General features: G+C 40.7%; 27 protein-coding genes. 14 read left to right on the top strand and 13 right to left on the bottom strand.

The window, feature by feature from the left end; translation table 11 throughout:
- The first annotated feature begins 23 nt into the window (after positions 1–23).
- From alaS to ACTG7L_RS06860, 5 genes are all read left to right on the top strand, one after another.
- Positions 24–2,648, top strand: coding sequence for an alanine--tRNA ligase (alaS, locus tag ACTG7L_RS06840; RefSeq protein ID WP_439327943.1), 2,625 nt, complete (start codon positions 24–26; stop codon positions 2,646–2,648).
- A gap of 98 nt (positions 2,649–2,746) precedes the next feature.
- The gene (gene csrA, locus ACTG7L_RS06845) at positions 2,747–2,938 is read left to right on the top strand and encodes a carbon storage regulator CsrA (RefSeq protein ID WP_439243213.1); all 192 of its coding nucleotides are present in this window, start codon (positions 2,747–2,749) and stop codon (positions 2,936–2,938) included.
- Between the two features lie 9 nt (positions 2,939–2,947).
- Positions 2,948–4,312 carry a phosphomannomutase CpsG gene (locus tag ACTG7L_RS06850; protein ID WP_439243211.1) on the top strand — a complete coding sequence of 455 codons (1,365 nt, stop codon included), beginning with the start codon at positions 2,948–2,950 and terminating at the stop codon, positions 4,310–4,312.
- A gap of 105 nt (positions 4,313–4,417) precedes the next feature.
- On the top strand, positions 4,418–4,855 hold the full coding sequence (gene mioC, locus ACTG7L_RS06855) for an FMN-binding protein MioC (protein WP_439327944.1): 438 nt from the start codon (positions 4,418–4,420) through the stop codon (positions 4,853–4,855).
- A 176-nt stretch (positions 4,856–5,031) separates the two neighbouring features.
- Positions 5,032–5,673 (top strand): YagU family protein, encoded by a 642-nt coding sequence (locus tag ACTG7L_RS06860; protein WP_439240190.1) that lies wholly within the window; start codon positions 5,032–5,034, stop codon positions 5,671–5,673.
- Between the two features lie 50 nt (positions 5,674–5,723).
- Here the strand turns inward: ACTG7L_RS06860 and ACTG7L_RS06865 are convergent, their stop codons facing one another.
- Both ACTG7L_RS06865 and ACTG7L_RS06870 read right to left on the bottom strand, forming a co-directional pair.
- On the bottom strand, positions 5,724–6,179 hold the full coding sequence (locus tag ACTG7L_RS06865; protein ID WP_439240188.1) for an NUDIX hydrolase: 456 nt from the start codon (positions 6,177–6,179) through the stop codon (positions 5,724–5,726).
- 4 nt (positions 6,180–6,183) lie between these two features.
- Positions 6,184–6,861, bottom strand: a complete 678-nt coding sequence (locus ACTG7L_RS06870; protein WP_439327945.1) for a pseudouridine synthase — start codon at positions 6,859–6,861, stop codon at positions 6,184–6,186.
- A gap of 120 nt (positions 6,862–6,981) precedes the next feature.
- Between ACTG7L_RS06870 and icd the strand changes: the two genes are divergently transcribed.
- From icd to ACTG7L_RS06890, 4 genes are all read left to right on the top strand, one after another.
- On the top strand, positions 6,982–8,229 hold the full coding sequence (gene icd, locus ACTG7L_RS06875) for an NADP-dependent isocitrate dehydrogenase (RefSeq protein ID WP_439240184.1): 1,248 nt from the start codon (positions 6,982–6,984) through the stop codon (positions 8,227–8,229).
- 323 nt (positions 8,230–8,552) lie between these two features.
- On the top strand, positions 8,553–9,530 hold the full coding sequence (locus ACTG7L_RS06880) for a ribonucleotide-diphosphate reductase subunit beta (protein WP_439327946.1): 978 nt from the start codon (positions 8,553–8,555) through the stop codon (positions 9,528–9,530).
- Complete coding sequence (locus tag ACTG7L_RS06885) at positions 9,517–11,184, top strand: ribonucleoside-diphosphate reductase subunit alpha (protein ID WP_439240180.1); 1,668 nt, start codon at positions 9,517–9,519, stop codon at positions 11,182–11,184. The genes ACTG7L_RS06880 and ACTG7L_RS06885 overlap by 14 nt, the downstream gene beginning before the upstream one ends.
- A gap of 674 nt (positions 11,185–11,858) precedes the next feature.
- Entirely contained in the window at positions 11,859–12,419 is a 561-nt protein-coding gene (locus tag ACTG7L_RS06890) for a hypothetical protein (protein ID WP_439327947.1), read from the top strand.
- A gap of 41 nt (positions 12,420–12,460) precedes the next feature.
- Here the strand turns inward: ACTG7L_RS06890 and ACTG7L_RS06895 are convergent, their stop codons facing one another.
- Positions 12,461–14,302 (bottom strand): hypothetical protein, encoded by a 1,842-nt coding sequence (locus ACTG7L_RS06895; protein ID WP_439327948.1) that lies wholly within the window; start codon positions 14,300–14,302, stop codon positions 12,461–12,463.
- A gap of 204 nt (positions 14,303–14,506) precedes the next feature.
- Here ACTG7L_RS06895 and ACTG7L_RS06900 point away from each other — a divergent pair, with 204 nt between their 5' ends.
- Positions 14,507–16,471, top strand: coding sequence for a site-specific recombinase (locus tag ACTG7L_RS06900; protein WP_439327949.1), 1,965 nt, complete (start codon positions 14,507–14,509; stop codon positions 16,469–16,471).
- Between the two features lie 65 nt (positions 16,472–16,536).
- On the opposite strand, the gene ACTG7L_RS06905 is transcribed toward ACTG7L_RS06900, so the two are convergent.
- Positions 16,537–17,292: a DeoR/GlpR family transcriptional regulator gene (locus ACTG7L_RS06905; protein WP_439257432.1), complete on the bottom strand. Its 756-nt coding sequence runs from the start codon at positions 17,290–17,292 to the stop codon at positions 16,537–16,539.
- A gap of 30 nt (positions 17,293–17,322) precedes the next feature.
- A complete protein-coding gene (locus ACTG7L_RS06910) occupies positions 17,323–17,901 on the bottom strand; it encodes a rhomboid family intramembrane serine protease (protein ID WP_439327950.1) in 579 nt (192 codons plus the stop codon).
- Between the two features lie 50 nt (positions 17,902–17,951).
- On the opposite strand from ACTG7L_RS06910, the gene ACTG7L_RS06915 reads away from it, so the two are divergent.
- Positions 17,952–18,266: a DUF5389 family protein gene (locus tag ACTG7L_RS06915; RefSeq protein WP_439257436.1), complete on the top strand. Its 315-nt coding sequence runs from the start codon at positions 17,952–17,954 to the stop codon at positions 18,264–18,266.
- Here ACTG7L_RS06915 and glpE read toward each other — a convergent pair.
- Both glpE and rmuC read right to left on the bottom strand, forming a co-directional pair.
- Positions 18,259–18,585, bottom strand: coding sequence for a thiosulfate sulfurtransferase GlpE (glpE, locus tag ACTG7L_RS06920; RefSeq protein WP_439327951.1), 327 nt, complete (start codon positions 18,583–18,585; stop codon positions 18,259–18,261). The two genes, ACTG7L_RS06915 and glpE, sit on opposite strands and share 8 nt — an antisense overlap.
- Entirely contained in the window at positions 18,569–20,050 is a 1,482-nt protein-coding gene (gene rmuC / locus ACTG7L_RS06925) for a DNA recombination protein RmuC (protein WP_439327952.1), read from the bottom strand. Before rmuC ends, glpE begins: the two co-directional genes overlap by 17 nt.
- 81 nt (positions 20,051–20,131) lie before the next feature.
- Here rmuC and ACTG7L_RS06930 point away from each other — a divergent pair, with 81 nt between their 5' ends.
- On the top strand, positions 20,132–20,686 hold the full coding sequence (locus tag ACTG7L_RS06930) for a topoisomerase DNA-binding C4 zinc finger domain-containing protein (RefSeq protein WP_439327953.1): 555 nt from the start codon (positions 20,132–20,134) through the stop codon (positions 20,684–20,686).
- Position 20,687: 1 nt separating this feature from the next.
- On the opposite strand, the gene tusB is transcribed toward ACTG7L_RS06930, so the two are convergent.
- The 5 genes from tusB to fkpA form a co-directional block, all read right to left on the bottom strand.
- On the bottom strand, positions 20,688–20,981 hold the full coding sequence (gene tusB, locus ACTG7L_RS06935; RefSeq protein ID WP_439240150.1) for a sulfurtransferase complex subunit TusB: 294 nt from the start codon (positions 20,979–20,981) through the stop codon (positions 20,688–20,690).
- Positions 20,982–20,990: 9 nt separating this feature from the next.
- On the bottom strand, positions 20,991–21,350 hold the full coding sequence (gene tusC / locus ACTG7L_RS06940) for a sulfurtransferase complex subunit TusC (protein ID WP_439327978.1): 360 nt from the start codon (positions 21,348–21,350) through the stop codon (positions 20,991–20,993).
- Complete coding sequence (gene tusD, locus ACTG7L_RS06945) at positions 21,350–21,703, bottom strand: sulfurtransferase complex subunit TusD (protein WP_439327954.1); 354 nt, start codon at positions 21,701–21,703, stop codon at positions 21,350–21,352. Before tusD ends, tusC begins: the two co-directional genes overlap by 1 nt.
- Before the next feature lies 1 nt (position 21,704).
- Positions 21,705–22,370 carry a helix-turn-helix transcriptional regulator gene (locus ACTG7L_RS06950; protein ID WP_439240146.1) on the bottom strand — a complete coding sequence of 222 codons (666 nt, stop codon included), beginning with the start codon at positions 22,368–22,370 and terminating at the stop codon, positions 21,705–21,707.
- Positions 22,371–22,437: 67 nt separating this feature from the next.
- On the bottom strand, positions 22,438–23,208 hold the full coding sequence (fkpA, locus tag ACTG7L_RS06955; protein ID WP_439327955.1) for an FKBP-type peptidyl-prolyl cis-trans isomerase: 771 nt from the start codon (positions 23,206–23,208) through the stop codon (positions 22,438–22,440).
- An 86-nt stretch (positions 23,209–23,294) separates the two neighbouring features.
- Here fkpA and ACTG7L_RS06960 point away from each other — a divergent pair, with 86 nt between their 5' ends.
- Both ACTG7L_RS06960 and ACTG7L_RS06965 read left to right on the top strand, forming a co-directional pair.
- Complete coding sequence (locus ACTG7L_RS06960) at positions 23,295–23,519, top strand: SlyX family protein (protein ID WP_439240142.1); 225 nt, start codon at positions 23,295–23,297, stop codon at positions 23,517–23,519.
- Between the two features lie 81 nt (positions 23,520–23,600).
- On the top strand, positions 23,601–23,816 hold the full coding sequence (locus ACTG7L_RS06965) for a YdcH family protein (protein ID WP_439240140.1): 216 nt from the start codon (positions 23,601–23,603) through the stop codon (positions 23,814–23,816).
- Positions 23,817–23,873: 57 nt separating this feature from the next.
- Here the strand turns inward: ACTG7L_RS06965 and asnC are convergent, their stop codons facing one another.
- The gene (gene asnC, locus ACTG7L_RS06970) at positions 23,874–24,326 is read right to left on the bottom strand and encodes a transcriptional regulator AsnC (RefSeq protein WP_439239971.1); all 453 of its coding nucleotides are present in this window, start codon (positions 24,324–24,326) and stop codon (positions 23,874–23,876) included.
- Between the last annotated feature and the right edge of the window lie 36 nt (positions 24,327–24,362).

The following is a 24,362-nucleotide window of genomic DNA, read 5'->3' on the forward strand; positions in this document are numbered from 1 at the left end:
CATTCAACAACGATTAACGAGTTATGAAAACAACAGCAGAAATTAGACAGTCCTTTTTAGATTTTTTCCATAGCAAAGGCCATCAAGTGGTGGACAGCAGTTCCCTTGTGCCTGAAAACGATCCCACCCTACTTTTTACCAATGCAGGGATGAACCAATTTAAAGATGTTTTTCTGGGTTTAGAAAAACGCGCTTATACTCGAGCCACCACGGCACAACGTTGTGTGCGAGCAGGTGGTAAACACAATGACTTAGAAAACGTCGGCTATACCGCACGCCATCATACGTTCTTTGAAATGATGGGAAACTTTAGCTTTGGCGATTATTTTAAACAAGATGCCATTGCTTTCGGTTGGGAATATTTAACCTCACCACAATGGTTAGGCTTACCGAAAGAAAAACTCTATGTCACCGTGTATGAAACCGATGACGAGGCCTATAATATTTGGCATCAACAAATGGGTGTGCCTGAAAATCATATTATTCGTATTGGTGACAACAAAGGCGCCCCTTATGCCTCCGATAACTTCTGGGCCATGGGTGACACTGGGCCTTGTGGTCCATGTACGGAAATTTTCTACGATCATGGGGAACAACATTGGGGTGGTTTACCAGGTTCGCCTGAAGAAGACGGCGACCGTTATATTGAAGTGTGGAATATCGTATTTATGCAGTTTAACCGCTTGGCTGACGGCACCATGGAGAAATTACCGAAACCGTCCGTTGATACCGGTATGGGCCTAGAGCGTATGACCGCCGTGATGCAACATGTAAATTCCAACTATGAAATTGATATTTTCCAAACCTTAATCCGCAAAGTGGCGGACGTAGTGGGCGTGCAAGATTTAAACAATAAATCATTGCGTGTAATTGCCGACCATATTCGTTCTTGTGCGTATTTAATTGCTGACGGTGTGATTCCATCTAATGAGGGCCGTGGTTATGTATTACGCCGTATTATTCGCCGTGCGGTTCGCCACGGACATTTATTAGGGGCAAAACAAACATTCTTCTATAAATTGGTGCCGACGTTAATCGATGTCATGGCAGATGCAGCGAAAATCGTGAAAGAAAAACAAGCCAACGTTGAAAAACTGTTACGTTTGGAAGAAGAACAATTTGCTCGCACCTTAGAGCGTGGGTTAACGTTATTAGATGATGCCTTAGCCAATGTGAAAGACGGCGTATTGTCTGGTGAAGTGGCCTTTAAATTATATGATACTTACGGTTTCCCATTGGATTTAACCGCTGATGTGTGCCGTGAACGTGATATTCAAATTGATGAAGTCGGCTTTGATAAAGAAATGGAGGCGCAACGGTTACGAGCGCAGTCTGCTAGCCAGTTCGGTATGGATTATAATAATGTGATTCGTGTGGACGGCACCACGCAATTTGAGGGGTATAACAAAGCAGAAAGTCAGGCAAAAGTCACCGCACTTTTCCAGGATGGTAAAGCCGTAGAACGTATTGAGGCGGGCCAAAGTGCCGTCGTCATTTTAGAAAATACCCCATTCTATGCCGAAATGGGCGGACAAATTGGCGACAGTGGCGTGTTAAGCCATGAACATGGCCAATTTGAGGTAAAAGACACCCAAAAATACGGCCAAGTGTTTGGTCATTTAGGTGAATTGCAAGTCGGCAGTTTAAGCGTGGGAGATGTAGTTGAGGCTAGCGTAGATAATGTGCGTCGTCAACATACCCGATTAAACCATAGCGCTACCCATTTATTGCATTCGGCTTTACGTCAAGTGTTAGGCGATCATGTGGCGCAGAAAGGATCGTTAGTCTCTGATGTGGGTTTACGTTTTGACTTTGTGCAACCTGAGGCGATTACCAAAGCGCAGTTGGCTGAAGTCGAACGTATTGTGAACTTCCATATTCGAGCCAATCACCCGGTATTAACCGAAGAAATGGGCATTGAACAAGCGAAAGCCAAAGGGGCTATGGCATTATTTGGTGAGAAATATGGTGATGTAGTGCGTGTGGTGACCATGAGTCCATTCTCCATTGAACTTTGTGGTGGATTACATGCTGAACGCACTGGTGATATTGGTTTATTTAAATTGGTTTCTGAGGGTGCCGTGGCCGCCGGTATTCGCCGTGTAGAGGCTGTAACGGGCGAGGGCGCTATTGCTTGGTTGCATCAACAACAAGCTATTTTAGATCGAGTGACAGAGGCGTTAAAATCTGATGTAACGTCATTGCCAGAGAAAATTAATCTATTGCAAGAAAAAGCCAAGAAAACCGAAAAAGAATTACAACAGTTAAAAGAGAAAGCCGCTATGCAAGCTGGCTCGAATTTGGCACAAAGTGCGGTGAAAATTAATGGAATTTCGGTCATTGTTCAACAGTTGGACGGTGTCGATAGCAAAGCATTGCGAGTGATGGTCGACGATTTAAAAAATCAGCTCGGTTCTGCCGTGGTGGCGTTTGCCTCAGCTGTTGAGGGCAAAGTCAATTTAATTGTCGGCGTAACAGCCGACCTCACAAGCAAAGTGAAAGCAGGTGAATTAGTCAATCTTATGGCTCAGCAAGTGGGTGGGAAAGGCGGTGGCCGTCCAGATATGGCCATGGCCGGTGGTTCCCAACCCGAAAATGTGGCTAACGCATTGGATGTGGCATCTGATTGGTTAAAAGGAAATTTGTAAGTGTTATATCGTAATATCTTGTTGTGATTTACAAGATTTGTTATCAATAAGGAAGTTGTTAACACAAACAAATATAATCATATAAAGAGGAGACGTATATGCTAGTTTTAACCAGAAAACTGGGCGAGAGCTTACTCATTGGTGATAATATTGAAATCACAGTGTTAAATGTCCGTGGTAATCAAGTAAAATTAGGTGTGAAAGCACCCAAAGAGGTTTCCGTTCATCGGGAAGAAATCTATCAACGTATCAAACAATCTCAAGATGACGATCATCCAGAGATTGATTAAGGAGAATCTATGAGTAAATTAACGTGTTTTAAAGCCTATGATATTCGTGGCCGTTTAGGGGATGAACTCAATGTCGATATTGCCTATCGCATTGGTCGTGCCTTTGGTCAATTCTTAAAGCCGAAAAATATTGTAGTGGGTGGTGACGTACGTTTAACCAGTAAAGAGTTGAAAAGTGCGGTAACAAATGGCTTATTAGATTCTGGTGTTGATGTGATTGACTTAGGTGAAGTAGGAACCGAAGAAGTTTATTTCGCTACTTCATTCTTAAAAGCCGATGGCGGTATTGAAGTCACTGCTAGCCATAACCCAATGGATTATAACGGCATGAAATTAGTGCGTGAGGGATCTCGTCCAATTAGTGCAGATACTGGACTTGCCGATATTCAACGCTTAGCGGAGGAAAATAATTTCCCTGCGGTCACGCAACGTGGTCAATATAAACAACAATCGGTGATTGGCGATTATGTAGAGCGTTTGTTATCCTACATCAATTTAGACAATATCAAGCCATTAAAATTAGTGATTAACTCAGGTAATGGTGCAGCAGGTCATGTAGTGGATGCGATTGAAGCACAATTTAAAGCACGCCGTGTACCTGTGGAATTTATTAAGGTGCATAATAATCCAGACGGTACGTTCCCACATGGTATTCCTAACCCAATTTTACACGAAAACCGCCAAGACACCATTGATGCGGTATTAAAACACAAAGCCGATATGGGGATTGCCTTTGACGGTGACTTCGACCGTTGTTTCTTCTTTGATGAAAACGGTGGTTTCATTGAGGGTTATTATGTGGTCGGTCTATTAGGTCAGGCTTTCACCCAAAAACAAAAAGGGGCGAAGATTATCTACGATCCACGTTTAATCTGGAATACGGAAAAATTAGTATCCGCTAACGGTGGAGAACCTGTCATGTCGAAATCAGGTCATTCTTTCATTAAGGAAAAAATGCGTGAAGTGGATGCGGTTTACGGTGGCGAAATGTCAGCACACCATTATTTCCGTGATTTCTACTATTGTGATAGTGGTATGGTGCCTTGGTTATTAGTGATGGAATTAGTGAGCACAACAGGTAAATCCTTAGGTCAATTAGTGACAGAAAGCATTAATACTTATCCATCACCAGGTGAAATCAACAGCAAATTAACCGATGCCAAAGCATCCATTGCTCGTGTCCGTGCTGCCTATGAAAAAGAGGCGGTGAGCGTAAATGAAATTGACGGCATTAGCATTGAATATCCAAACTGGCGTTTCAATTTACGGAGCTCAAATACTGAACCTGTGGTGCGTTTGAACCTTGAAACCCGTGGGGATAAAGTGTTGATGCAAGAGAAGACGGATGAGATTTTGGCGTTGTTGCGTCAATAAAAAATCTTGTTGATTTGGACCGCACTTTTAAAAAAGTGCGGTTATTTTTTCATTAGAATCCTGTTTTGCTGTTAGCAAAAATATTCATTTATTAGGAATATAAAAATGACAAAACAAATCGCCATTATCACCGGCTCCACCCTAGGCGGAGCGGAATATGTTGCTGATCATGTTGCCGATTGTCTTGAGCAACAAGGTTTCGACACCCAAATTGAAAACAACGCCACCTTTGCTGATGTAGAAAATCACAAACGCTGGCTTATCGTAACGTCCACCCACGGTGCAGGCGAATTGCCCGAAAATATCCAACCCTTTATCGACGAAGTGAGACAACAAGATTTAACAAATGTACGTTTTGCAGTGGTCGGATTAGGCAATTCCGATTATGATACTTTCTGTTATGCAGTCGATACGGTGGAACAAACTCTCACCGCACAAGGTGCGGTGCAAATTTGTGAAAGTTTACGTATTGATGTGTCGCAAGTGGACGATCAAGATCAAGCGGCGGAAGATTGGCTACCAACAATGTTAAACGCCTTGTAATCTACCCCTTTTGAGTGAATAAAATTTGACAGTTCTTCTGTTAATGGTAGAATACACCCCGCTTTAGATTTTGCAAAAAACTAAGGGAAGTCAAATGTTTATATTTTGTAATTATATTGTTAAATATTTGTTGCATATATAGATATGATTAATTTTTAATATTCTTGGAGCCTATTATGTCAGGTATTTTTCAACAAACTGAACCATCACGTCGTCGTTATGGTTTAGCAGTATTTGTCGGTATTATTGCAGGTATTATCTCTGCATTCGTAAAATGGGGGGCTGAACACCCATTCCCACCACGTAGTCCAATTGATTTATTTAGCGCAGCTTGTCCACAACCGGTATTAGATGCGTTAAATTCTGGTGCGATTGCCATGAACGGTGCCTTAGATCAATGTTCACGTGCTTTCTTAAACCCACCACATGTTTTCTTACGTGATTACATTGGTATCGATCCAACCGAAGCTGCATTCACTTTCGCAGACCACGCATTCAACTGGATCGGCGTTACACACATGATTTTCTCATTAGTGTTTGCTATTGCTTACTGTGTGGTTGCAGAGCGTTTCCCTAAAGTGAAATTCTGGCAAGGTATCGGTGCAGGTATTATCGCAGACATCGGTGCACACTATATTGTTTTCCCAGCGTTAGGTTTAACACCACCTGTGGCAGATTGGCCATTATATGAACACATTTCTGAATTAGTGGGTCATATCTTCTGGTTCTGGACCATTGAGGTCATTCGTCGTGATTTACGTAACCGTATCACACACGAACCCGATGCAGAAATCCCATTAAGCCAAGGTCATCGTTAATTGTAACGAGAACATTCAACATAAACCCGAACAAATGTTCGGGTTTTTTGTTATTCAAATACCGTTAACACCGAGAGCGGATAACGTTCTCCGGCCAAATAATCTTGCAAGGCTTGAATAACCAAGGGGTTACGTTCGCATTGCCCCTCTTGTTGAATGTAGTCATGAAATTCCGCTAATGTGAGCCATAACCCTCGGGTAATGTCACTGTCGTGAGGCGTAATGGGAACGCATTCATTCAGTTCCACCACAAACACAAAACGCAAATAATCCGTTTGACTACGGGGTGCATGCCATTGATAGATTTTCAGTAACGACTGCATTTCCGCCTGAATGCCCGTTTCTTCATAGAGTTCACGGCTTGCCCCTTGTAAAAGGGTTTCTTCTTTTTCTAAATGGCCTGCGGGTTGGTTGAGGGTACGCTTACCGTATTCGATTTCTTCCACAAATAAAAATTTGCCGTTGCAATGGACAACGCAAGCCATGGTGATATTGGGTTTGTGCATAATCTTATTCCGTCGTTAATTTTAACATCGCAAAAAGTTGTTGTTTTTCGCTTTCATTTAATAATTGATATTCACCATTCGCCAAATGGTTGAGGGTTAATCCTGCCGTGGCATAACGCACCAAACGTAGGGTTGGAAAGCCAATATGCGCAGTCATACGGCGTACTTGGCGGTTTTTTCCCTCGCTAATTTTGATTTCAAGCCAACGGGTGGAAATGGCCTGACGTTGCCGAATCGGTGGCTGTCTTGTCCATAAAAATGGCTCAGAAATACACCGCACTTTGGCGGGCTTTGTCATGCCGTCTTTTAACTCAACGCCGTGCCGTAATGGTTCAAGATCTTGCTCCGTGGGGACACCCTCGACTTGCACCCAGTAGGTCTTTTCGGTTTTGAACTTGGGATCCGCCAAGCGGTGTTGTAGTTCGCCATGATTGGTTAACAGCAACAACCCCTCGCTATCCCGATCTAACCGCCCTGCAGCGTAAATCTGCGGAATGGGAATAAAATCTTTCAAGGTGGCTCGACCATCTTCACCACTAAATTGGCACAGCACATCGTAAGGTTTGTTAAATAACACCACGACCGTGTCGGCAAGTGAGCGTGGTTTTTGAGGGCGTTGATTTTTTTTATTCGCAAAAGCTGTTTTTTTATACTTATCTCTTGCAACTCGTTTTAAGTTCATATATGTTGTTCAAATAATAAAAATATTGGGGGCGAAAGGTTTCTTTTTTATTTTTGTTGTCCATTAAAAAGACCTGCTTCTTATACTACCAGTAAACACCACAAAATATAAGGAGAAAGTATGACATCGAAAGTGATTATTCCACAAGGTGAGAAAATTCAATTAAATGCGGACGGTTCATTGGCTGTGCCGAATCAACCCATTATCCCGTTTATTGAGGGCGATGGCATTGGGGTAGACGTGACCCCTGCGATGCAAACGGTGATTAATGCCGCCGTGCAAAAAGCCTATGGGGGCGAACGTAAAATTGCGTGGTGTGAAATCTATGCGGGTGGCAAAGCTAATCAGCTTTATGGCGAAAATACTTGGTTACCTGATGAAACTTTAGCGTTGATCAAAGAATACCATGTGGCGATTAAAGGCCCATTAATGACCCCCGTCGGCGGTGGCATTCGTTCCTTAAATGTGGCCATGCGACAAGGCTTAGATTTGTATAACTGTTTACGCCCTATCCGTTATTACGAGGGCACCCCAAGCCCTGTTAAGCACCCTGAATTAGTGGACATGGTGATTTTCCGTGAAAATTCAGAAGATATTTATGCCGGTGTGGAATGGAAAGCGGGTTCTGCCGAGGCCGATAAAGTCATTAAATTCTTGCAAGATGAAATGGGCGTGAAAAAAATTCGTTTCACGCAAGATTGTGGTATTGGTATCAAACCGGTATCAAAACAAGGTACACAGCGCTTGGTGCGTGCAGCGTTACAATATGTGATTGACAATGACCGCCGTTCCCTCACCTTGGTACATAAAGGCAATATCATGAAATTTACCGAGGGCGCCTTTAAAGAATGGGGTTATCAAGTGGCCAAAGAATTTGGCGCCACCCCGTTAGACGGCGGCGATTGGCATAAACTGACCAACCCGAAAACAGGGCGTGAAATCATTATTAAAGATTGCATTGCCGACGCCTTTTTACAAGAGGCCTTGTTGCACCCAGCCGATTATGATGTGATTGCCACCTTGAATTTAAACGGTGATTACATTTCTGATGCGCTCGCTGCGCAAGTGGGCGGAATTGGTATTTCACCGGGGGCCAATATTGGCCAAGAGGCCGCTATTTTTGAGGCCACCCATGGCACCGCACCGAAAATCGCCGGTCAAAATAAAGGTAACCCCGGTTCCTTAATTCTGAGCGGTGAAATGATGTTGCGTCATTTAGGTTGGACGGAGGCGGCTGATTTGGTCGTGAATGCCGTGTCTAAAACCATAGCCAATAAAACGGTCACCTTTGATTTCGCTGATATGCTCGAGGGTGCCACTTTGCGTTCTTCTTCTGAGTTTGCGCAGGATATTGTGGGGAATATGTAAGTTAATAATTAACTCAAGATGCGGCGCATCGTCACATTCCTAGCCCTGTACGCCAGTGCAGGGCAATGTCTTTATTTTTAATAAAAATTCCCCTACATTTCACCGCACTTCGATCTAGTTCATAAACACAATATCTTGTGTTTCTTTATCCCTCAAACCCATAGATATACGCATTAAAAATTTTTAAAATTTTTTTCCTTTATAAATCAAAACCCTAATCAAAAGTGGTGAAAATTGCCGTTTGTCAAGTCTTGTTATGTATTTTTTTTTGTCTAAAATAGAGCCTAAATATTAATTTAACCCTCCTTAAAAGTGAACGCATTATGTCCAGAAATCTTTTTGAAAAACGCTTGAACATCAAGCCTTACGAATACCCTGAATTGCTTGAGTTCAAAGATGCCATTCGCCATTCCTACTGGCTGCATACCGAATTTAATTTCACCGGTGACATTCAAGATTACCGCACCACCATTAACGATCACGAACGCCAAGTTCTCACCCGAGCCATGTTGGCGATTTCCCAAGTGGAAGTGAACGTGAAACGTTTCTGGGGCGAGCTGTATCGCTATTTCCCAAAACCAGAAATGGACGACGTGGGCGGAACCTTTGCCGAATCCGAAGTGCGCCATAAAGATGCCTATTCTTTCTTATTAGAGAAGTTAGGGCTAAACGAAATGTTCAGCCAAATTCAAGATATTGAACCGCTAATGAACCGTATCCGTTATATGGAAAGTTTCATGAAAGACAAAGATGCGGGCAAAGGCGAATTTGTGTTGTCGTTGGTGTTGTTCTCATTGTTTGTGGAACACATTTCCTTATTCGGTCAATTCTTAATTATGATGTCGTTCAACAAGCATAAAAACCTGTTCAAAGGCATTTCTAATGCGGTAGAGGCCACCTCAAAAGAAGAAGAAATTCACGGTAAATTCGGTATTGCGTTATACGAAATTTTACGTGATGAACATGCGGAATTGTTTACTGATGAATTTTTTACCGATTTAAAAACCTTGTCAGACCAGGCATTTGAGGCAGAATGTGGTATTTTAGATTGGATTTTTGAGGGCGGCGATTTAAGTTTTATCACCAAAGAAACGGCATTAAATTACATTAAAAGCCGTTACAACAACTCATTAACCATACTCGGATTGACGGCGCCACACAACATCAATCCAGAATTATTAAAAGAAACCCAGTGGTTCGATATTGAAATCCTTTCCACCAAAGAGAATGATTTCTTCTATAAACGTAGCACTGATTACAGCAAAAAAATGAAACAGATTACCGCCGATGACTTATTCTAATCCAAACCGTCCAGACTTCGCTTGGTTAAACGAAGACAGCCGTTTGTTCTTGCAACGTGGTTACTTGCTCGAGGGAACAAACGCCCTAGAACGCATTCGCTTTATTGCCGAACATGCTGAACATAAACTCGGCATTGAGGGCTATGCGGAGAAATTTTATCACTACATGGCTCGTGGCTATTTTTCCCTTTCTTCGCCAATTTGGTCAAACTTTGGCTTAGATCGTGGTTTGCCGATTTCCTGTTTTGGGAGCTATATTGGCGACTCCATTCATGAAATTATGGTGACTACCGCTGAAGTGGGCATGATGAGCAAAATCGGCGGCGGGACGTCGGCCTATTTCGGTGATATTCGTCCACGTGGCTCGGTGATTAAAAATAACGGCAAGTCTGATGGTTCATTCAACTTTACCAAGTTATTTGATACCGTGATTGATGTCATTTCACAAGGCACCTCACGCAAAGGCCAATTTGCCGGTTATATTGATATTGAACATGGTGACATTGACGAATGGTTAGACATTCACACCGAGGGCAACCCGATTCAATTAATGTATTACGGCGTGTGTATCGGCCATGAATGGCTACAAAGCATGAAAGCGGGCGACCCTTATAAACGTCAGCTTTGGGCAAAATTATTACAACGTAAAACCGAAACCGGTATTCCGTATTTGTTCTTTAAAGACAACGCCAACGCCGGCCGTCCTGATGTGTATAAAGAGAAAAACATGGTGGTGCATGCCTCCAATCTTTGTACGGAAATCATGTTGCCAGCTTGTCATGATGAAAGTTTCGTCTGTTGCTTGTCGTCCATGAATTTACTCTATTTTGATGAGTGGAAAAACACCGACGCCCCGGAAGTCTTAACCTACTTCTTAGACGTGGTTATGAGCGAATTTATTGAGAAAAGCCAACATATTCCGTTCTTACACCGTGCCAACAAATTTGCACGTCGTCACCGTGCATTAGGTTTAGGCGTATTAGGCTGGCACAGTTATTTACAAGCGAATAATATTGCGTTTGATAGCTTTGAGGCCATGCAGAAAAACAATGAAATTTTCCGCACGCTGAAAGAAAAAACCTTACAAGCCTCGCAAGAATTGGCGCAACGTTTCGGCGAACCAGAAATTTTAGAGGGCTACGGCCGTCGCAATACCACCTTAATGAGTATTGCGCCAACCAAATCCAGTAGCTTTATTTTAGGCAGCGTATCGCCGTCGGTGGAACCGTTTAAATCCAATTATTATGTAAAAGATTTAGCCAAAATCAAAACCGTCTACAAAAACCCATTCTTGGAAAAATTATTACAAGAAAAAGGCTTAGACAAAGACGAAATTTGGGACAGCATTTTATTGCATGACGGTTCTGTGCAACATTTAGCCCAATTAAGCGATCAAGAGAAAGATATTTTCAAAACATTCTCAGAAATCAGCCAGTTAAGTGTGATTCAACAAGCGGCACAACGTCAAAAATATATCGATCAAGGCCAAAGTATTAACATCATGGTTCACCCTGCGACCCCCGCAAAAGATTTGAACCAATTATACTTAACCGCCGAAGAATTGGGCTTAAAATCCATTTATTATCAATACAGTATGAGTGCAGCACAAGTGTTTAACCGTAACTTACTCAGTTGCTCAAGCTGTGAGGGCTAGTTAGCCAATTAACCTATTGAAGTGCGGTGAAAAAAATCAACCTTTTTTCACCGCACTTTTTTATTGATAAAACCTATTTCAGAGTTAAGATCAAAGCGATCTCCAAGCGACCACTTATCCGATCTTTAATTAGCGGATATGCCATTTTTATGTTGATGATATTTTAACTAAAATGGAGCGGCAGATCTGTGTATCCGCCCCTACGCTGTTTTTTCCTGCCTTTATCCCATTTCCCTTTCACTATCGCCTAGCGCTAGTTAGTCATGCCTACTTGTCTTTTGGTTAAAAAAATAGTCGAACAAACAACTAAATGTTGTGCCAAAAAAACAATTATAGTATATTTGGTAATCACCTTGTGCGCTTATATTTTTAATGGTTGGTAGTGTATGTCTTCCCAGAAAATGAGCTAGAGAAAAGAGTAGCGAAACTAGAGGGTAGCTTACCTTAGATTCTTAGCCGTGTTTAACCAATGTGTTGATATACCCATAAAATAAGGCTTTATAAATAAAGCTCTATTGGGTAAATAAAACACAAAATTTGTATATTTTCTGAATTTAAATTTATTATTTTTTATTCAGAAAAATTCACTAAATTTTAATTAAAAATCTATTGTATTTATTTTTATCTACGATAACATCCAAATAAAAATAAATATAATAATAAAAGGAGTTTATATGCTCAAAAATAAAATTAAATTAGGTTTGTTATTAAGTTTTTTATTTATTTCTCAAAATGTTTTTTCATTTGGCTGCCAAGATTGGACTAAAATTCCTAAAGACCAATATTGCACACCTAATGGAGAAAAGTTATTTAAATATGGTGAAATTACTCAGGAAATGAGAAATATTAAAAGTACTTTTAGGGGTAAAACTTACACTTATAAAGATTTAATTCAACCTTTAAATTATAATGATTTAGTTGGAATAAAAGAATTTGAAAATAAACTTATCAAGTTTAGTGATGAACTTGGTAAAAAATCCAATAATCTTTCCATAGAACAATTTAAACTATTACTTAAAGTTAGAGGTGATTATGTGCAACAAATATTGGATAATAAATACTATAATTATATGATAATTAGTAGTTTAACTATAATGGATAGGGTTATTATTTCTCTTTTTAATAAATTCAATGTGAGCCCTGAAGTCCAGAATAAATTTAAAGCAGATTCCATGGAAAAAATAAACACTTTAAAAATAATGGATAAATATATTAAAGTTACTGTTTATGGGTGATAATAATAAAAGCAATAAATATTTATTGCTTTTATTTTATATTAAATACTAAGATCGCCATTATTTATATTTTCTTTATGGGCTAAAATATCTTCTAGTTTATCATCTTCATCTTCATCTTCATCTTTTGCATTTTTTATATTAGATTGTGAATATGCAATATTAGCCTGTTTTTGTAGTTCATTTGCCATTTGCTTGGATTTATCAATATCAGCAACAGCTAATATTTTCTTCTCATCTTCACTCATGTGAGTCATAGTATTTTCATTTTTATTCTGTTTTTCTAGTATTTGATTTGGTGTAAAATGTGTGGCTTGATAAAAATCATTTAAAATTTCTCTATTGGTAGCTGTTTCTTTTCTTCCTGGGATTAATGGATCATGTTTAAAATCAGGATCTATTCCCAATTTCTTTATTTTTTCTATAATTTCTATATCTTTTTCAGTTAATTTTTCACCATTATTAATTCTTCTAAACATATCATAAACTTCAGTAGATTTAATATCTTTATTAATTGAAGTTACTGCCATAGTGACATGGTAATATTTATCCCTATCTTGTTTATAGTTTTCTACATATTGCTGATCTATCATAGTGTGATCAGGCTTAAGTTCAGGATTATCTTTTAAATCTTTGTCTAATAACTCTATAATGTTATCTGCTGATTCACTATCAAACCACATACCAGCAAGAGCATTTTTAAACAGGGAATGATCATTGCCTTGTGCTTTACTTTTTTCATAGAGTTCTCTAAAAAAAGCATTATTTAAAATGTCTTTATTATCCCCTGCCAAATAAAGAGTTAATTGGGAATGTAATAACTGCCCCACATTGGTGTTATGATCTGATTTAAATAGGCTGATAATATCCCATTTAGAATTAGAATCAAATTTTTTACAAATATCCAAGGATTTATTTAATTGGCTTTTTAACAATCCCCAGATTTCATCAGCAGGTTTATTTAATAAATCTTTATTATTGAATAAGTCTTTGGATTTCAGTTCTGTAAATATAATTTCATTAGAAATACTTTCTAAAGATCTTTTTTTAGCAGGGTCAGTTTCTTTGGCAATTTGCTCTGCCATTAAATGTCTAAATTTCAGTCTTGTTTCTTCATTATCAGGAATGGTTCTTATCATATTCCCCACAGGGACCACTTGAATATGACTATTCTTATAAGCCAGACTATTAATGGTAGAAAGGGTATCTACAAATAATCTAAACATTTCAGGATTATCTTCCCAATGAGCACATCTTTTAAAAATAGTTTGAAATTCTGGATTATTTCTGAAATTATTTAATAAAGTTTCTCTTCTTTCTGGTTTGGCTTGTCTAAATTCTTCCAATAATGTATTTAAATTCTCTTCATTTGTTGCAGCATATCCTGCAATTTTGGCAGTGTTTTGGAGTTGTTCAGGATCATTTAAATCAGTATGGTTTATCACATAATTAATGGCTTTATTTTGATTTTCTTTACCAATTTTTGCCCATTGACTAGCATCAGTGATATGCTCTGTAATATATTTCACTAATTCATAGCTTTTCAACAGATTCAACTGCTGCAAATTAAACTGCTGACCAGTTTTAATTTCTTGCTGTTGTTTATTAACCTGCTCTTTTTTTTCTGCCAGATCATATGCCAAATTTGCCATGATTTTCTGCATTTTCTCTATTTCTGGTTTATGGCTTTCAGTAATCTCTTGAAATTTAGGATTATCTTTTAACTTGCTTTCCATTTGATGTAATAAAGCAGTTTTCTGATCAATAGGAAGAGGCAAATTAGCCACCACATTCATAATATTAAATAAATGATTAATGTCTTTTTCATCACTGATTTTTGGAATGGTGGCAAGATAATTTTGCAGGTCAAATTTTTTATCCATAATTATTTTTATCTGAGGAGTTTATTAATTATTACTTCTATTGTAAAAAATTAACAAAATTTTTATTATAAACTGATGTAATTTTGAGCAATTTAAATGGAAATCTCATCAACACATTGGTTAAACACGGCTAAGAGATTTTATGCTTGAACTTTTCAGCACAAAACCTATCATAATAGGGTAGACGAACAAAAAAGAGAAATTATGACGATACCATTTATTCAACCACGCTTGGATCAACTGTTGGCCGATATGCAGGCGCAAAATGATCCTTTCGTGTTATTGCAAACCTTTTGCCAATATTTACGTGACGGCGGACAATGTCAAGCCAGTGAACGGGTGAACTTATTTATTGGGCTGTTACAACAGCATCCCGATTTTGCGGGCAGGCTGTCTAGCTTGCTATGCCGTTGGTTATGCCAAATGCGGTTGTATCCCTTGTTGGTGAGCAGTGGCATTTTAAGTCGTGATGGCTTTGGCAAGGAGATGAAACAACGGCTGTATGAAAAAATGAATCCGGCCTTTAAGGACAGCAAAGATTTACGTGATGTGTTCTTTATGTTATTTCATGATCGCCGAGATCTGGCGTGGCTTAAGGCGATTTCGGTGAAAACTTGGGTAAACCTGTTTGCCACCTTTCAGCACTATACGGAACAAGCCGATCAAAATTGGTTGCATCAACATCTTTATCATGAGGGCTATTCCGCCATTGAAATGTTAGCCATTTGGTTGGCGGCGGAAGATTTGGAGCCCGAATTAATGCGACTTGATCCGAATTTATTAGACGCCCATTCGCCATTTGTGGCGTTGCAAAAAGAAGTGGCACAATGGTTAACCGCTCAACAACAGGGTGAACATTATGACGATAGCCATTTGCAAGTCATGCTATCGCAATGTCGCAAACAAATTGATCGTTTTCATAAACGTGGTGTGGTGGCGGGTTCTTCCTTAGGTGTGGCGCATTTGTTGGAACGGTTAACCCAAACTTTGGATCGCTTGGTGTTGCTCAAAGGGTTGTTCAGTACGTCAAAATTATCCTTATTGCGCTTATTACAAGCCACCGAAATATTTGCCGAGGCCGCCACCGATCAACATAATATTGCGGTACTTTGGAAACAAAGCGCAAGCATGCTTTCTCGCACCATTGCACAAAACACCAGCGACCATGGCGAGCATTATGTGACACGCAGCAAAAAAGAATATTTTGCCATGTTTTACTCTGCGGCGGGTGGCGGGATTTTAATTGCGCTGATGGCTTTATTGAAAATTTATTTGGGTGATGTGATTGAGGATAAGATCTGGAAAAGTGTGGCTTATGGCTTGAACTATGGGCTGGGCTTTATGCTGATTTTTATGTTGCATTTTACCGTCGCAACCAAACAGCCCGCCATGACCGCCGCCCGTTTTGCCGAGGCCGTGGAACGCAACCCGCAAGGGCGAGCGGTGAACATGAAACTGGCACAATTATTGATTGATGTTGTGCGCTCTCAAACCATTGCCGTGCTAGGCAACGTGGCCTTCGCCATGGGATTAAGCGCATTAATCGCCTATTTTTATGCGCAACAAAAAGGCATGGCGCTATTGGATCAAGCCGCCATTGACTACCAACTGCACGCCATTGACCCCACACAAGGCGCCTTATGGTTCGCCGCCATTGCGGGTGTGTGGTTATTCTGTTCGGGGATTATTTCGGGCTATTTTGATAACCGCAGTAATTACCTCAACAGCAAAATGCGCTTGCGTTATCATCCCGTGTTGAAATACCTGATGCCTGAAAAATGCCGGATTGGCATTGCAAATTATTTACATGACAATTACGGCTCCTTAATGGGAAATTTCTGTTTCGGTATGCTGTTAGGATTAACCGGTCTGGTGGGCTATTGGCTAGGCTTACCCCTTGATATTCGCCATGTGGCCTTTTCCTCGGCCAATCTTGGTTATGTGGCCGTTAGCGGTGAATTAAGTCAGCCATTAATTTGGCAAAACCTCGGCTTTGTGTTGTTGATCGGTGTGGTGAATTTATTGGTGAGTTTCACCTTGGCATTGCGTGTGGCGTTGAAGTCGCTCAACACGGAAATCGACAGTTGGTGTGAAATCGCCCGTTGCCTCTGTGAGATTATACGCAAGCGCCCTCTGAGCTTGTTCTTGCCCTTGCAGTTGGAGAAATAAACGGAAACTGCGGTGAAAAATGTTTGTTTTTTCACCGCAGTTTTTTATTCCTTTACCTTTTTACTTTACCCCAAAACCACCTGAACATTGGATTCAGAAAGGCGTTCAGAAATGGATTGTGGCAGTAAGTCATCAGTAACAAAATAATCCAATTCGGTTAAATTGCCTAATTTCACCATGGCACGGCGGTGGAATTTGGAATGGTCGGACACTAACAACGTATGCCGTGAATTTTCCATCATGGCGCGTTTCACTTGCACTTCGTGGAAATCATAGTCCAACAAGGAACCATCTAGGTCAATGCTACTGATGCCCAAAATGCCGTAATCTAAGCGGAATTGCGAAATAAAGGCCACTGTGGCCTCGCCGATAATCCCGCCATCTTGACGCAATGAACCGCCGGCAAGGGTAATCTGGAAACTGTCATTTTTCATCAGAATATGGGCGGCATTTATGTTGTTGGTGACAATGCGGAGATCTTTATGGTCGAGTAAAGCGTTGGCGACCGCCTCGGGGGTTGTGCCGATATCGATAAATAGCGAGGAGCCATTGGGAATGAGTTTGGCCGCCGCTTGCGCAATTTGATTTTTTTCTTGTAACAAAAATTCCTTACGAGAGGCATAATCACTGTTTTCCGAAGAGGAGGGCGAGGCTGCGCCACCATGATGGCGGCGAATCATATCTTTTTCTGCCAAGGTGTTTAAATCACGGCGAATCGTTTGTGGGCTGACATTCAGGCGTTCGACTAATTCTTCGGTGCTGAGATAGCCGTTTTGTGTCACGAGTTCAACAATGGTTTGATGACGAATGGACTGTTTCATAAAAGTGATCCTTATTCGATTTAATTGGGGTTATTTTGCCATTTTTGCACGTAAAAAGCCAAAGATTAATCCGATAATTAAGCCAGAAATATGCGCCGCGTTGCCCATTTCGATACCAATAAAAGGGCTAATAAAACCAAACGCAATCCCCACGAGCAGCATACTAAAAAAGCCCTCGGGCAAGTCAAATTGACGATGTTGGCCAAATTTATCCACGCAGAACACAAATCCCATCACCGCATAAACGACACCCGACAAGCCGAAGAACCAAGGGCCACTGGCCCAGTTTTGCGCCAAACCTGAGCCAACGCCGGCAATCAGATAGAGTAAAATCAGGGTCAATGAACCAAAGGTTTTTTCAATCGCCCCGCCAAATAACCACCACCAAGCGAGGTTGAAACCAATATGTGCCACGGATAAGTGCATTAAGGTGTGGGTTAGATAACGCCAATAGTCTTGCTGTTCGACAGGTTCAGCGGGAAAGTGCGTGGCGTTTAATAAGACTTCACTTTCCATATCAAGGGTGTTGCTGATGGCGTATAAAATCACGCAAAGTGCGGTGATAAATAAAGTAAATTTTGCGGGATGACTTCTAAAATGCACAAGCATTTGCTATATTCCTGTTTAGTTTTTACATAATCATATCAAGGGAGATCAAAATGGAAAACAACCGTTTACCAGAGGGCTTTAGCCGTTTTAGTTGGCTGTTAGTGGGATTTTGTTTTCCCATTCTGCTTTGGCCACTGGCCTTGTTGTTGTCACCGGCGGTGGTGGATAACCCAAATTTAGCCAATTTCCACCGCACTTTTATCTCATTTACGCTGTGGTTTTACCCTCTTGCCCTGGCGATTATGGCACGGATTTTATTTAAATTAAACCAACGTCGGCCAAAATTAGCGGAAAAAGCCTTATATGTGAGTGCGGTGGTTTTTTGGGGCGTTTTTGCCTATGTGGTGGCAGTGGGGTTTAACTAACCCCTTGCTCCGTTGGCAGGCCGGCTTTTTCCCACGCCTCAAAACCGCCAATCACGCTATAAACTTGCTCGTAGCCTTGTTCAATCAAATAGGTACCTACACTGCGACTACTAATGCCATGATAACAGACTAAAATCACCGGTTCATCGTAGTCATATTCGTTTTGGAAATCCCCATAACTTTGGTTGGTAAGATGAAATGCGTCGGGAATATGGCTACGGCTGTAATTGGCCCAATCACGTACATCTAATAACGCACAGGTTTGGTTTTGTAGCATGTCCCAGGCTTGTTGTGGGCTAATATCAATTAATTGTGTCATCTGCATTTCCTTTTAAAATCACCAGTTTTTCGGTGTCAATATCTTGATGTAATAATTCCACCGCCGGCAAGGTTTTGGTGGCCTTGGCGGATAAATCTTTAAAGCGTTCCACTTTGCCCGCTAGCCCTTGTTGTCCCATTAAGGCTGTCACGGTGCTGTTATATTGGGTGCTTGCGGTGCTTAACGTATTGCCTAATTTTGCCAAACGTTCAGCCAGTAAGCAAATTTGATTATAAATATCCCCTGCTTTTTCGCTGATTTCTTTGGCCTCCGCATTCCCTCGCTCCACCCGCCACAAATTCGCCACGGTACGTAAAATCGGCATTAATGTGGTGTGCGATACCAAAATCACATTTTTCTGATAAGCAAAATTAAACAATTCCACATCCGCTTTCATGGCCTCAATATAAGCGGGTTCCACCGCAATAAACATCAACACAAAATTCGGGCTACGCATGCCAATAAGATTGCTGTAATCTTTCTTCGACAGGTCATTTACATGATTACGAATAGCTTTAATATGCTCTGCCATAAATTGTTGGCGTTGCACCTCATCTTCTGCATTGACCGCTTGTTCATAGGCCACGAGCGACATTTTGCTGTCAATAATCAGGTGTTTCTGATCGGGCAAATGCACCACAAAATCGGGGTAATTATGGTTGCCTTGTTGATCTTTAAAATGGGCTTGGGCGGAATAATGATCACCATTGACTAAACCGGCTAATTGTAAGGTGCGTTCTAATTGCAGTTCGCCCCAATTACCTAAAGTTTTCTTTTCGCCTTTTAAAGCCGAGGTCAAATTATTGGCCTGTTGCGACATAGAAAGCCCAATATCCAACACTTTTTTCAGCTCGGTTTCTAACAAGGTATTGCCTTTCACACTTTCCGAATGCACCTCATTCACCCGTTTTTGAAAGCTCTCAATTTGCTCACGGAACGGTTTCAACAAACTGTCTAACGCCTGTTGATTGGATTGACTAAAAGATTGCGTTTTTTCGTCTAAAATGCGATTCGCTAGATTCTGAAATTCCACACTTAATTGCTGACGGCTTTGTTGAAAAGTCTGCTGTTGCTCCGCCAAACTTTTTTCTTTCTCCGCTAAACTCACTTTGGCTCTCGCTACTTCTTGTTGAAGTGCGGTTAGAATTTCCCGAGTTTTTTCCAGTTCTGCGGTACGTTTGGTAATCAACCGATCACGTTCAGCAATTTCTGAATGTAAATATTCTTCCTTAGTTTGCAGTTGCATCACCGCCAAATCTTGCTGATTTTTCACCGCACTTAGTGCGTCAAACTTATCCACTAAGGTATTGTAATCTTGAATATTTTTATTTAAATCTTGCTTTAATTCCAACACATCACGATTACGTCGTGAAAGTAAAAAACACAGCAAAATGATAAAAAATAAAAAACAAATCACGCCAATTAAGGCCATAAAAAAATAAGGGTATTGTAATAATTCTTGCATTATCCGCTCCTTTAAAATCTGATGGCTAGTATAAACGAAAATAGGTAAAATCAGCATAATAATTTTATATAAGGATTTCCTATGACGGAAACACTTTTCCCACACCGCAAACAACCAGAAACCTGCCCGCAATGCGGTTCACCATTGCATATTCGGCAAGGTAAAAAAGGGCTGTTTTTAGGCTGTTCGGCTTATCCAAACTGTGATTATTTAAAACCTTTGCAGGCTCAATCTGAACATAAAATCTTAAAACAATTAACCGAAATTTGCCCCGAGTGTGGTTGTTTTTTGCAAGTGAAACAAGGGAGTTTTGGAATTTTTATTGGGTGCAGTGGTTATCCTGATTGTCATTTTATTGTGCAAGAAAAACCAGATGAACCTGAACAATCTTTTGTTTGTCCTGAATGTGGTAAAGGGGAATTAGTAGCTCGGCGTGGGCGGCAAGGTAAGACGTTTTATGCCTGTAATCAATTTCCCCATTGTAAATTTACCTTAGCTAGCCAACCTTATCCGGTCAGTTGTCCAAACTGCGGTGGAAATGTGGCGAGTTTAAAAAAATCTAGCGAAACGCACCGCACTTTTATGTGTGCGAATCGGTTGTGTAAGCATGTTTTTGAGGTGGAAATCGTCGATTAACCTACAACGCCAGTTGTGGCGAATATTGTTCTGTTAAGCTGACAAATTGTGCCATGTCGATAGGTTGGAGGTTATTTTTTAATAACGCTAAATTCGGGTGCTGTTGTAAATGCCGTGCGGTTAGATCATCTTGCATGATGTAGCCATTTTGGATCTGTTGCAATACTTCAGCTTGTTTCACCATTAATAACACGCCGTTTCCCCACAATACTACGGCGTCTTGCTCGGTGAGTTGAGCAACATAGCGTTGTAATTCTGTGGTGCTATATTGTGCGTTGGAAATCGTGTAAAGCATGGTTATCCCTTAAAAGGTGAGAATTTTCTCCGCACTTTTGAGCGTTTCGATCAGCAAAGTGCGGTCTATTTTTTGGCAATTTATCACCAATTCAGCCTGATCTAAGCCATATTGTTGCAAGGATTGTTGGCAGACAAAACGTTGTTCAATGTCGTATAAATCCAGCAATTTAAAGGCGCTAATAAAATCTTTTTGCAGAATTAACTCAGGCTGTTGATCCGCTAACAGGTTGAATACTCCGTCATCAAGGAAAAATACCCCGATTTGATCCTCGTCACAAAAAGCCGAGGCCGCCAATACGGCATCTAAGCCCTCTCGGCTAATGGCATTGCCATGGGGGGCGGTTTTAAACACAAAGGCCAATTTCATCATAGGGTAATCACTCGGTCGGCTTGTAACATGGCTGCGCTAAACTCGCCTAAGCCAGCTAAGATAAAAGGTGGCGCCAAGTTTTGTTCAATAATGCCTCGCCGTTGGCTGGCGCTGATACATAAATGCAACGGGATTTGATGCTGTTGGCTTAGTTGTTGCCAGGCTTTTTGTAAATGAAATTCGTCATTGGCGGGCGATACGCAAGCGTTGCCATGGCTCACACCTTGTTGGAAAAAGAAAATCTGGCTAATTTGATGGCCTTTTTCGACTAATGCGTTGGCGAATTGATAAGCAAAAAATGCCCCTTGTGAACCATAAACAGGGCTTTTTATGGCAAGCACATAACGCATGTTAGTCCTCGCTATCCTGCTTAATTTGACGAATATAAAGATACACCGTGTGGCGTGAAATATCTAAGCGTTCAGCCACTAAATTAATCGCATCTTTAATATCAAAAATGCCTTTTTCATACAGCGAAACCACAATTTGACGGTTTTTATTATTATTTGCCACAAGGCGATCGGCGGTGATTTCTTCAATGGTTTTTTCCACCGTTTGGGTCACCAAATCTTCCACCGAACTGGCAAAGTTGACCGCAGAGGCTTCATCATCTTCTGGCAGTGGCATAAGGGTTTGTAAAAATTGCGAAACGGGCACATCTAAATTGATATTAATGCACAATAGACCAATAATGCGCTGATTTTTATTGCGAATCGCAATGGTCACGGATTTCATCAGGCCACTGCTTTTTGCTTTGGTGAAATAGGGTTTTGACACGCTTTCGGTTTTCATGCTGTGCAACGATTGCAAAGCCCGATCCGTCATGGGCGAACCCACTTGGCGGTTGGTATTATGACCATTGGCAATATAAATCGCAGAATGTTCAAAATCTTCCAAAGAATGCAATACAATTTCGCAATGGCTACCAATTAATGCACTCACACCTTCCACTACGGCTTTGTAGGAAGTCAAAATCGTCCGATCTTCATCGGTAAAAGGGTGTTTTTCATTTAGCATGGCTTTATCTCAAATAAATCACCGCACCTTGGCGTGTTAACGACAAAAAGTGCGGTGGATTATTGGCTTATTTTGCGGCTTTTGCAGGTGTCACATCTAACACTTCCAATTCAAAATGAAGTGTCGAGTTGGCCGGAATTTGGCCCATATCTTGATCGCCATAGCCTAAAGCGGGTGGCACCACTAATTCAATTTTGCCGCCTTTTTTGATTAATTGTAAACCCTCAATCCAACCGGGGATTAATTGGTTTAACACAAATTCAACCGGCTCACCACGCTCAACGGAGCTATCAAACACGGTGCCATTCGGTAATTTACCGGTGTAATGCACTTTGATGGTATCTTCCGGTTTAATCGCCACGCCCTCACCGGCTTTTTCGATACGATAAACCAAACCCGATTCGGTGGTTTTCACGCCATCTTTTTGCTTGAATTCAGCCACAAATTTTTCACCCTCTTGTTGGGCTTTTTGTGCTTGTTCCGCCGCTTTCTTTTGTGAGGCATTTTTTAAGGTTTCATCAAGGGATTTTAACGTGTTGCCCAATTCTGGGTTGTTTAAATCAATTTTACCATTTAACGCATCATTTAAACCGGCCAATAATTTGGCTTGATCGTAGGTAATCAAGTCTTTTTGCGCATCAATTACGCCTTTCAAATCAGTCCCAAATAAGACGCCAACAGCATAAGAACGGTCTTTGACATCCCCTGTGGTGGCTTGTGCCGCTTGGGTTTGGGTGGTTTTGCTAGTATCGGCTTGTGCTTTCTCATTACAAGCGACGGTGGCAACAGCGGCACTGATCAATAATGCCAGTGTTGAAATTTTTTTAATGTTTAGCATTCTGCTATCCTTATAATAGGTTAAAATAACTACGCTAGATTATAGTGCTTAGGGCGTTTTGTCAATTACTGACAGGCCTAAGCGAAATGAAAATAAGGAGGGAATACATGGAAGATCGTCTTGCGGAACTCGAAACCAAGCTGATGTTTCAAGAGAATTTAGTCGAACAGTTAAATCAAGCGGTGATTGATCAACAATTTGTGATCGATAAAATGCAAACTCAGTTGCGTTATTTGGCGAATAAATTAAAAGATATGCAGCCGTCCAACATTGCCAGTCGCACGGAAGAAACGCCACCGCCTCATTATTAAAAAATGTGAACTCGCTCACATTTTTTTTATTTATTTTAGGGTACAATGCCGTTAGTCGTTACAGATCATAAGGAGAAAACTATGTTTCCAGAATTTCGTGATTTAATTACTCAATTAAAAACTGAAGATGCCCATTTTGCTCGTTTGTTTGATGAACATAATGCGTTGGATCAGCGAATTAAAAATATTGAAAGCAATATTGAACTCGCCACACCGACGGAAGTGGAAGATTTGAAAAAAGCGAAATTGCATTTAAAAGATGAAATGTATGCGATTTTGAAAAAAGCCAGTGAATAATGTGATGAAAAAGTGCGGTATTTTTACCGCACTTTTTGGTCTGTCTAGGTTCTATGCTTAAGGCCGAATATCCCGCAAGATTGGATTTTGCATAGAAATCAGGGTTTCCGTGGATTGAATTTCATCAATCAACTGAATTTTGGTGGCCAACACATGATGTAGTTCTTCAATGGTGTGGGTCATGACTTTGATAAAAATTGAATAGTTGCCTGTGGTGTAATAGGCCTCGACCACTTCGTCAAAACTTTCAAGGCGGTGGATTACCTTGTCATAATCTTTAGCGGATTTGAGGATAATCCCAATAAAACAGCACACATCATAGCCCAATTTGCGTTCGTTAATTCGCACTTTGGTGCCCTCAATAATGCCGGATTGACGCATTTTTTCGACTCGCACATGAATCGTCCCTGGGCTGACGCCAAATTTTTTGGCCATTTCAGCATAAGGTGTGCGAGCATCTTTGGTTAAAACACGTAAAATTTGCTGATCTAAGTTGTCAATAGTTTGCATAGCTACCTCGTTATTAGAATTTATCTAAAATTATTA

The organism is Lonepinella sp. BR2357 (assembly GCF_051851525.1).
In the GTDB taxonomy this organism is placed as follows: domain Bacteria; phylum Pseudomonadota; class Gammaproteobacteria; order Enterobacterales; family Pasteurellaceae; genus Lonepinella.

What these genes read in the sequence shown, in the direction of transcription:
- ACTG7L_RS06865 (WP_439240188.1), bottom strand. Translation starts at nt 6,179, where the DNA reads ATGCACAAACCCAATATCACCATGGCTTGCGTTGTCCATTGCAACGGC.
- csrA (WP_439243213.1), top strand. Translation starts at nt 2,747, where the DNA reads ATGCTAGTTTTAACCAGAAAACTGGGCGAGAGCTTACTCATTGGTGAT.
- ACTG7L_RS06915 (WP_439257436.1), top strand. Translation starts at nt 17,952, where the DNA reads ATGGAAAACAACCGTTTACCAGAGGGCTTTAGCCGTTTTAGTTGGCTG.
- fkpA (WP_439327955.1), bottom strand. Translation starts at nt 23,208, where the DNA reads ATGCTAAACATTAAAAAAATTTCAACACTGGCATTATTGATCAGTGCC.
- tusB (WP_439240150.1), bottom strand. Translation starts at nt 20,981, where the DNA reads ATGCTTTACACGATTTCCAACGCACAATATAGCACCACAGAATTACAA.
- ACTG7L_RS06895 (WP_439327948.1), bottom strand. Translation starts at nt 14,302, where the DNA reads ATGGATAAAAAATTTGACCTGCAAAATTATCTTGCCACCATTCCAAAA.
- rmuC (WP_439327952.1), bottom strand. Translation starts at nt 20,050, where the DNA reads ATGCAAGAATTATTACAATACCCTTATTTTTTTATGGCCTTAATTGGC.
- ACTG7L_RS06890 (WP_439327947.1), top strand. Translation starts at nt 11,859, where the DNA reads ATGCTCAAAAATAAAATTAAATTAGGTTTGTTATTAAGTTTTTTATTT.
- mioC (WP_439327944.1), top strand. Translation starts at nt 4,418, where the DNA reads ATGACAAAACAAATCGCCATTATCACCGGCTCCACCCTAGGCGGAGCG.
- tusC (WP_439327978.1), bottom strand. Translation starts at nt 21,350, where the DNA reads ATGAAATTGGCCTTTGTGTTTAAAACCGCCCCCCATGGCAATGCCATT.
- ACTG7L_RS06850 (WP_439243211.1), top strand. Translation starts at nt 2,948, where the DNA reads ATGAGTAAATTAACGTGTTTTAAAGCCTATGATATTCGTGGCCGTTTA.
- ACTG7L_RS06885 (WP_439240180.1), top strand. Translation starts at nt 9,517, where the DNA reads ATGACTTATTCTAATCCAAACCGTCCAGACTTCGCTTGGTTAAACGAA.
- ACTG7L_RS06950 (WP_439240146.1), bottom strand. Translation starts at nt 22,370, where the DNA reads ATGCTAAATGAAAAACACCCTTTTACCGATGAAGATCGGACGATTTTG.
- ACTG7L_RS06930 (WP_439327953.1), top strand. Translation starts at nt 20,132, where the DNA reads ATGACGGAAACACTTTTCCCACACCGCAAACAACCAGAAACCTGCCCG.
- tusD (WP_439327954.1), bottom strand. Translation starts at nt 21,703, where the DNA reads ATGCGTTATGTGCTTGCCATAAAAAGCCCTGTTTATGGTTCACAAGGG.
- glpE (WP_439327951.1), bottom strand. Translation starts at nt 18,585, where the DNA reads ATGACACAATTAATTGATATTAGCCCACAACAAGCCTGGGACATGCTA.
- ACTG7L_RS06960 (WP_439240142.1), top strand. Translation starts at nt 23,295, where the DNA reads ATGAAAATAAGGAGGGAATACATGGAAGATCGTCTTGCGGAACTCGAA.
- asnC (WP_439239971.1), bottom strand. Translation starts at nt 24,326, where the DNA reads ATGCAAACTATTGACAACTTAGATCAGCAAATTTTACGTGTTTTAACC.
- ACTG7L_RS06870 (WP_439327945.1), bottom strand. Translation starts at nt 6,861, where the DNA reads ATGAACTTAAAACGAGTTGCAAGAGATAAGTATAAAAAAACAGCTTTT.
- ACTG7L_RS06860 (WP_439240190.1), top strand. Translation starts at nt 5,032, where the DNA reads ATGTCAGGTATTTTTCAACAAACTGAACCATCACGTCGTCGTTATGGT.
- ACTG7L_RS06900 (WP_439327949.1), top strand. Translation starts at nt 14,507, where the DNA reads ATGACGATACCATTTATTCAACCACGCTTGGATCAACTGTTGGCCGAT.
- icd (WP_439240184.1), top strand. Translation starts at nt 6,982, where the DNA reads ATGACATCGAAAGTGATTATTCCACAAGGTGAGAAAATTCAATTAAAT.
- alaS (WP_439327943.1), top strand. Translation starts at nt 24, where the DNA reads ATGAAAACAACAGCAGAAATTAGACAGTCCTTTTTAGATTTTTTCCAT.
- ACTG7L_RS06965 (WP_439240140.1), top strand. Translation starts at nt 23,601, where the DNA reads ATGTTTCCAGAATTTCGTGATTTAATTACTCAATTAAAAACTGAAGAT.
- ACTG7L_RS06905 (WP_439257432.1), bottom strand. Translation starts at nt 17,292, where the DNA reads ATGAAACAGTCCATTCGTCATCAAACCATTGTTGAACTCGTGACACAA.
- ACTG7L_RS06880 (WP_439327946.1), top strand. Translation starts at nt 8,553, where the DNA reads ATGTCCAGAAATCTTTTTGAAAAACGCTTGAACATCAAGCCTTACGAA.
- ACTG7L_RS06910 (WP_439327950.1), bottom strand. Translation starts at nt 17,901, where the DNA reads ATGCTTGTGCATTTTAGAAGTCATCCCGCAAAATTTACTTTATTTATC.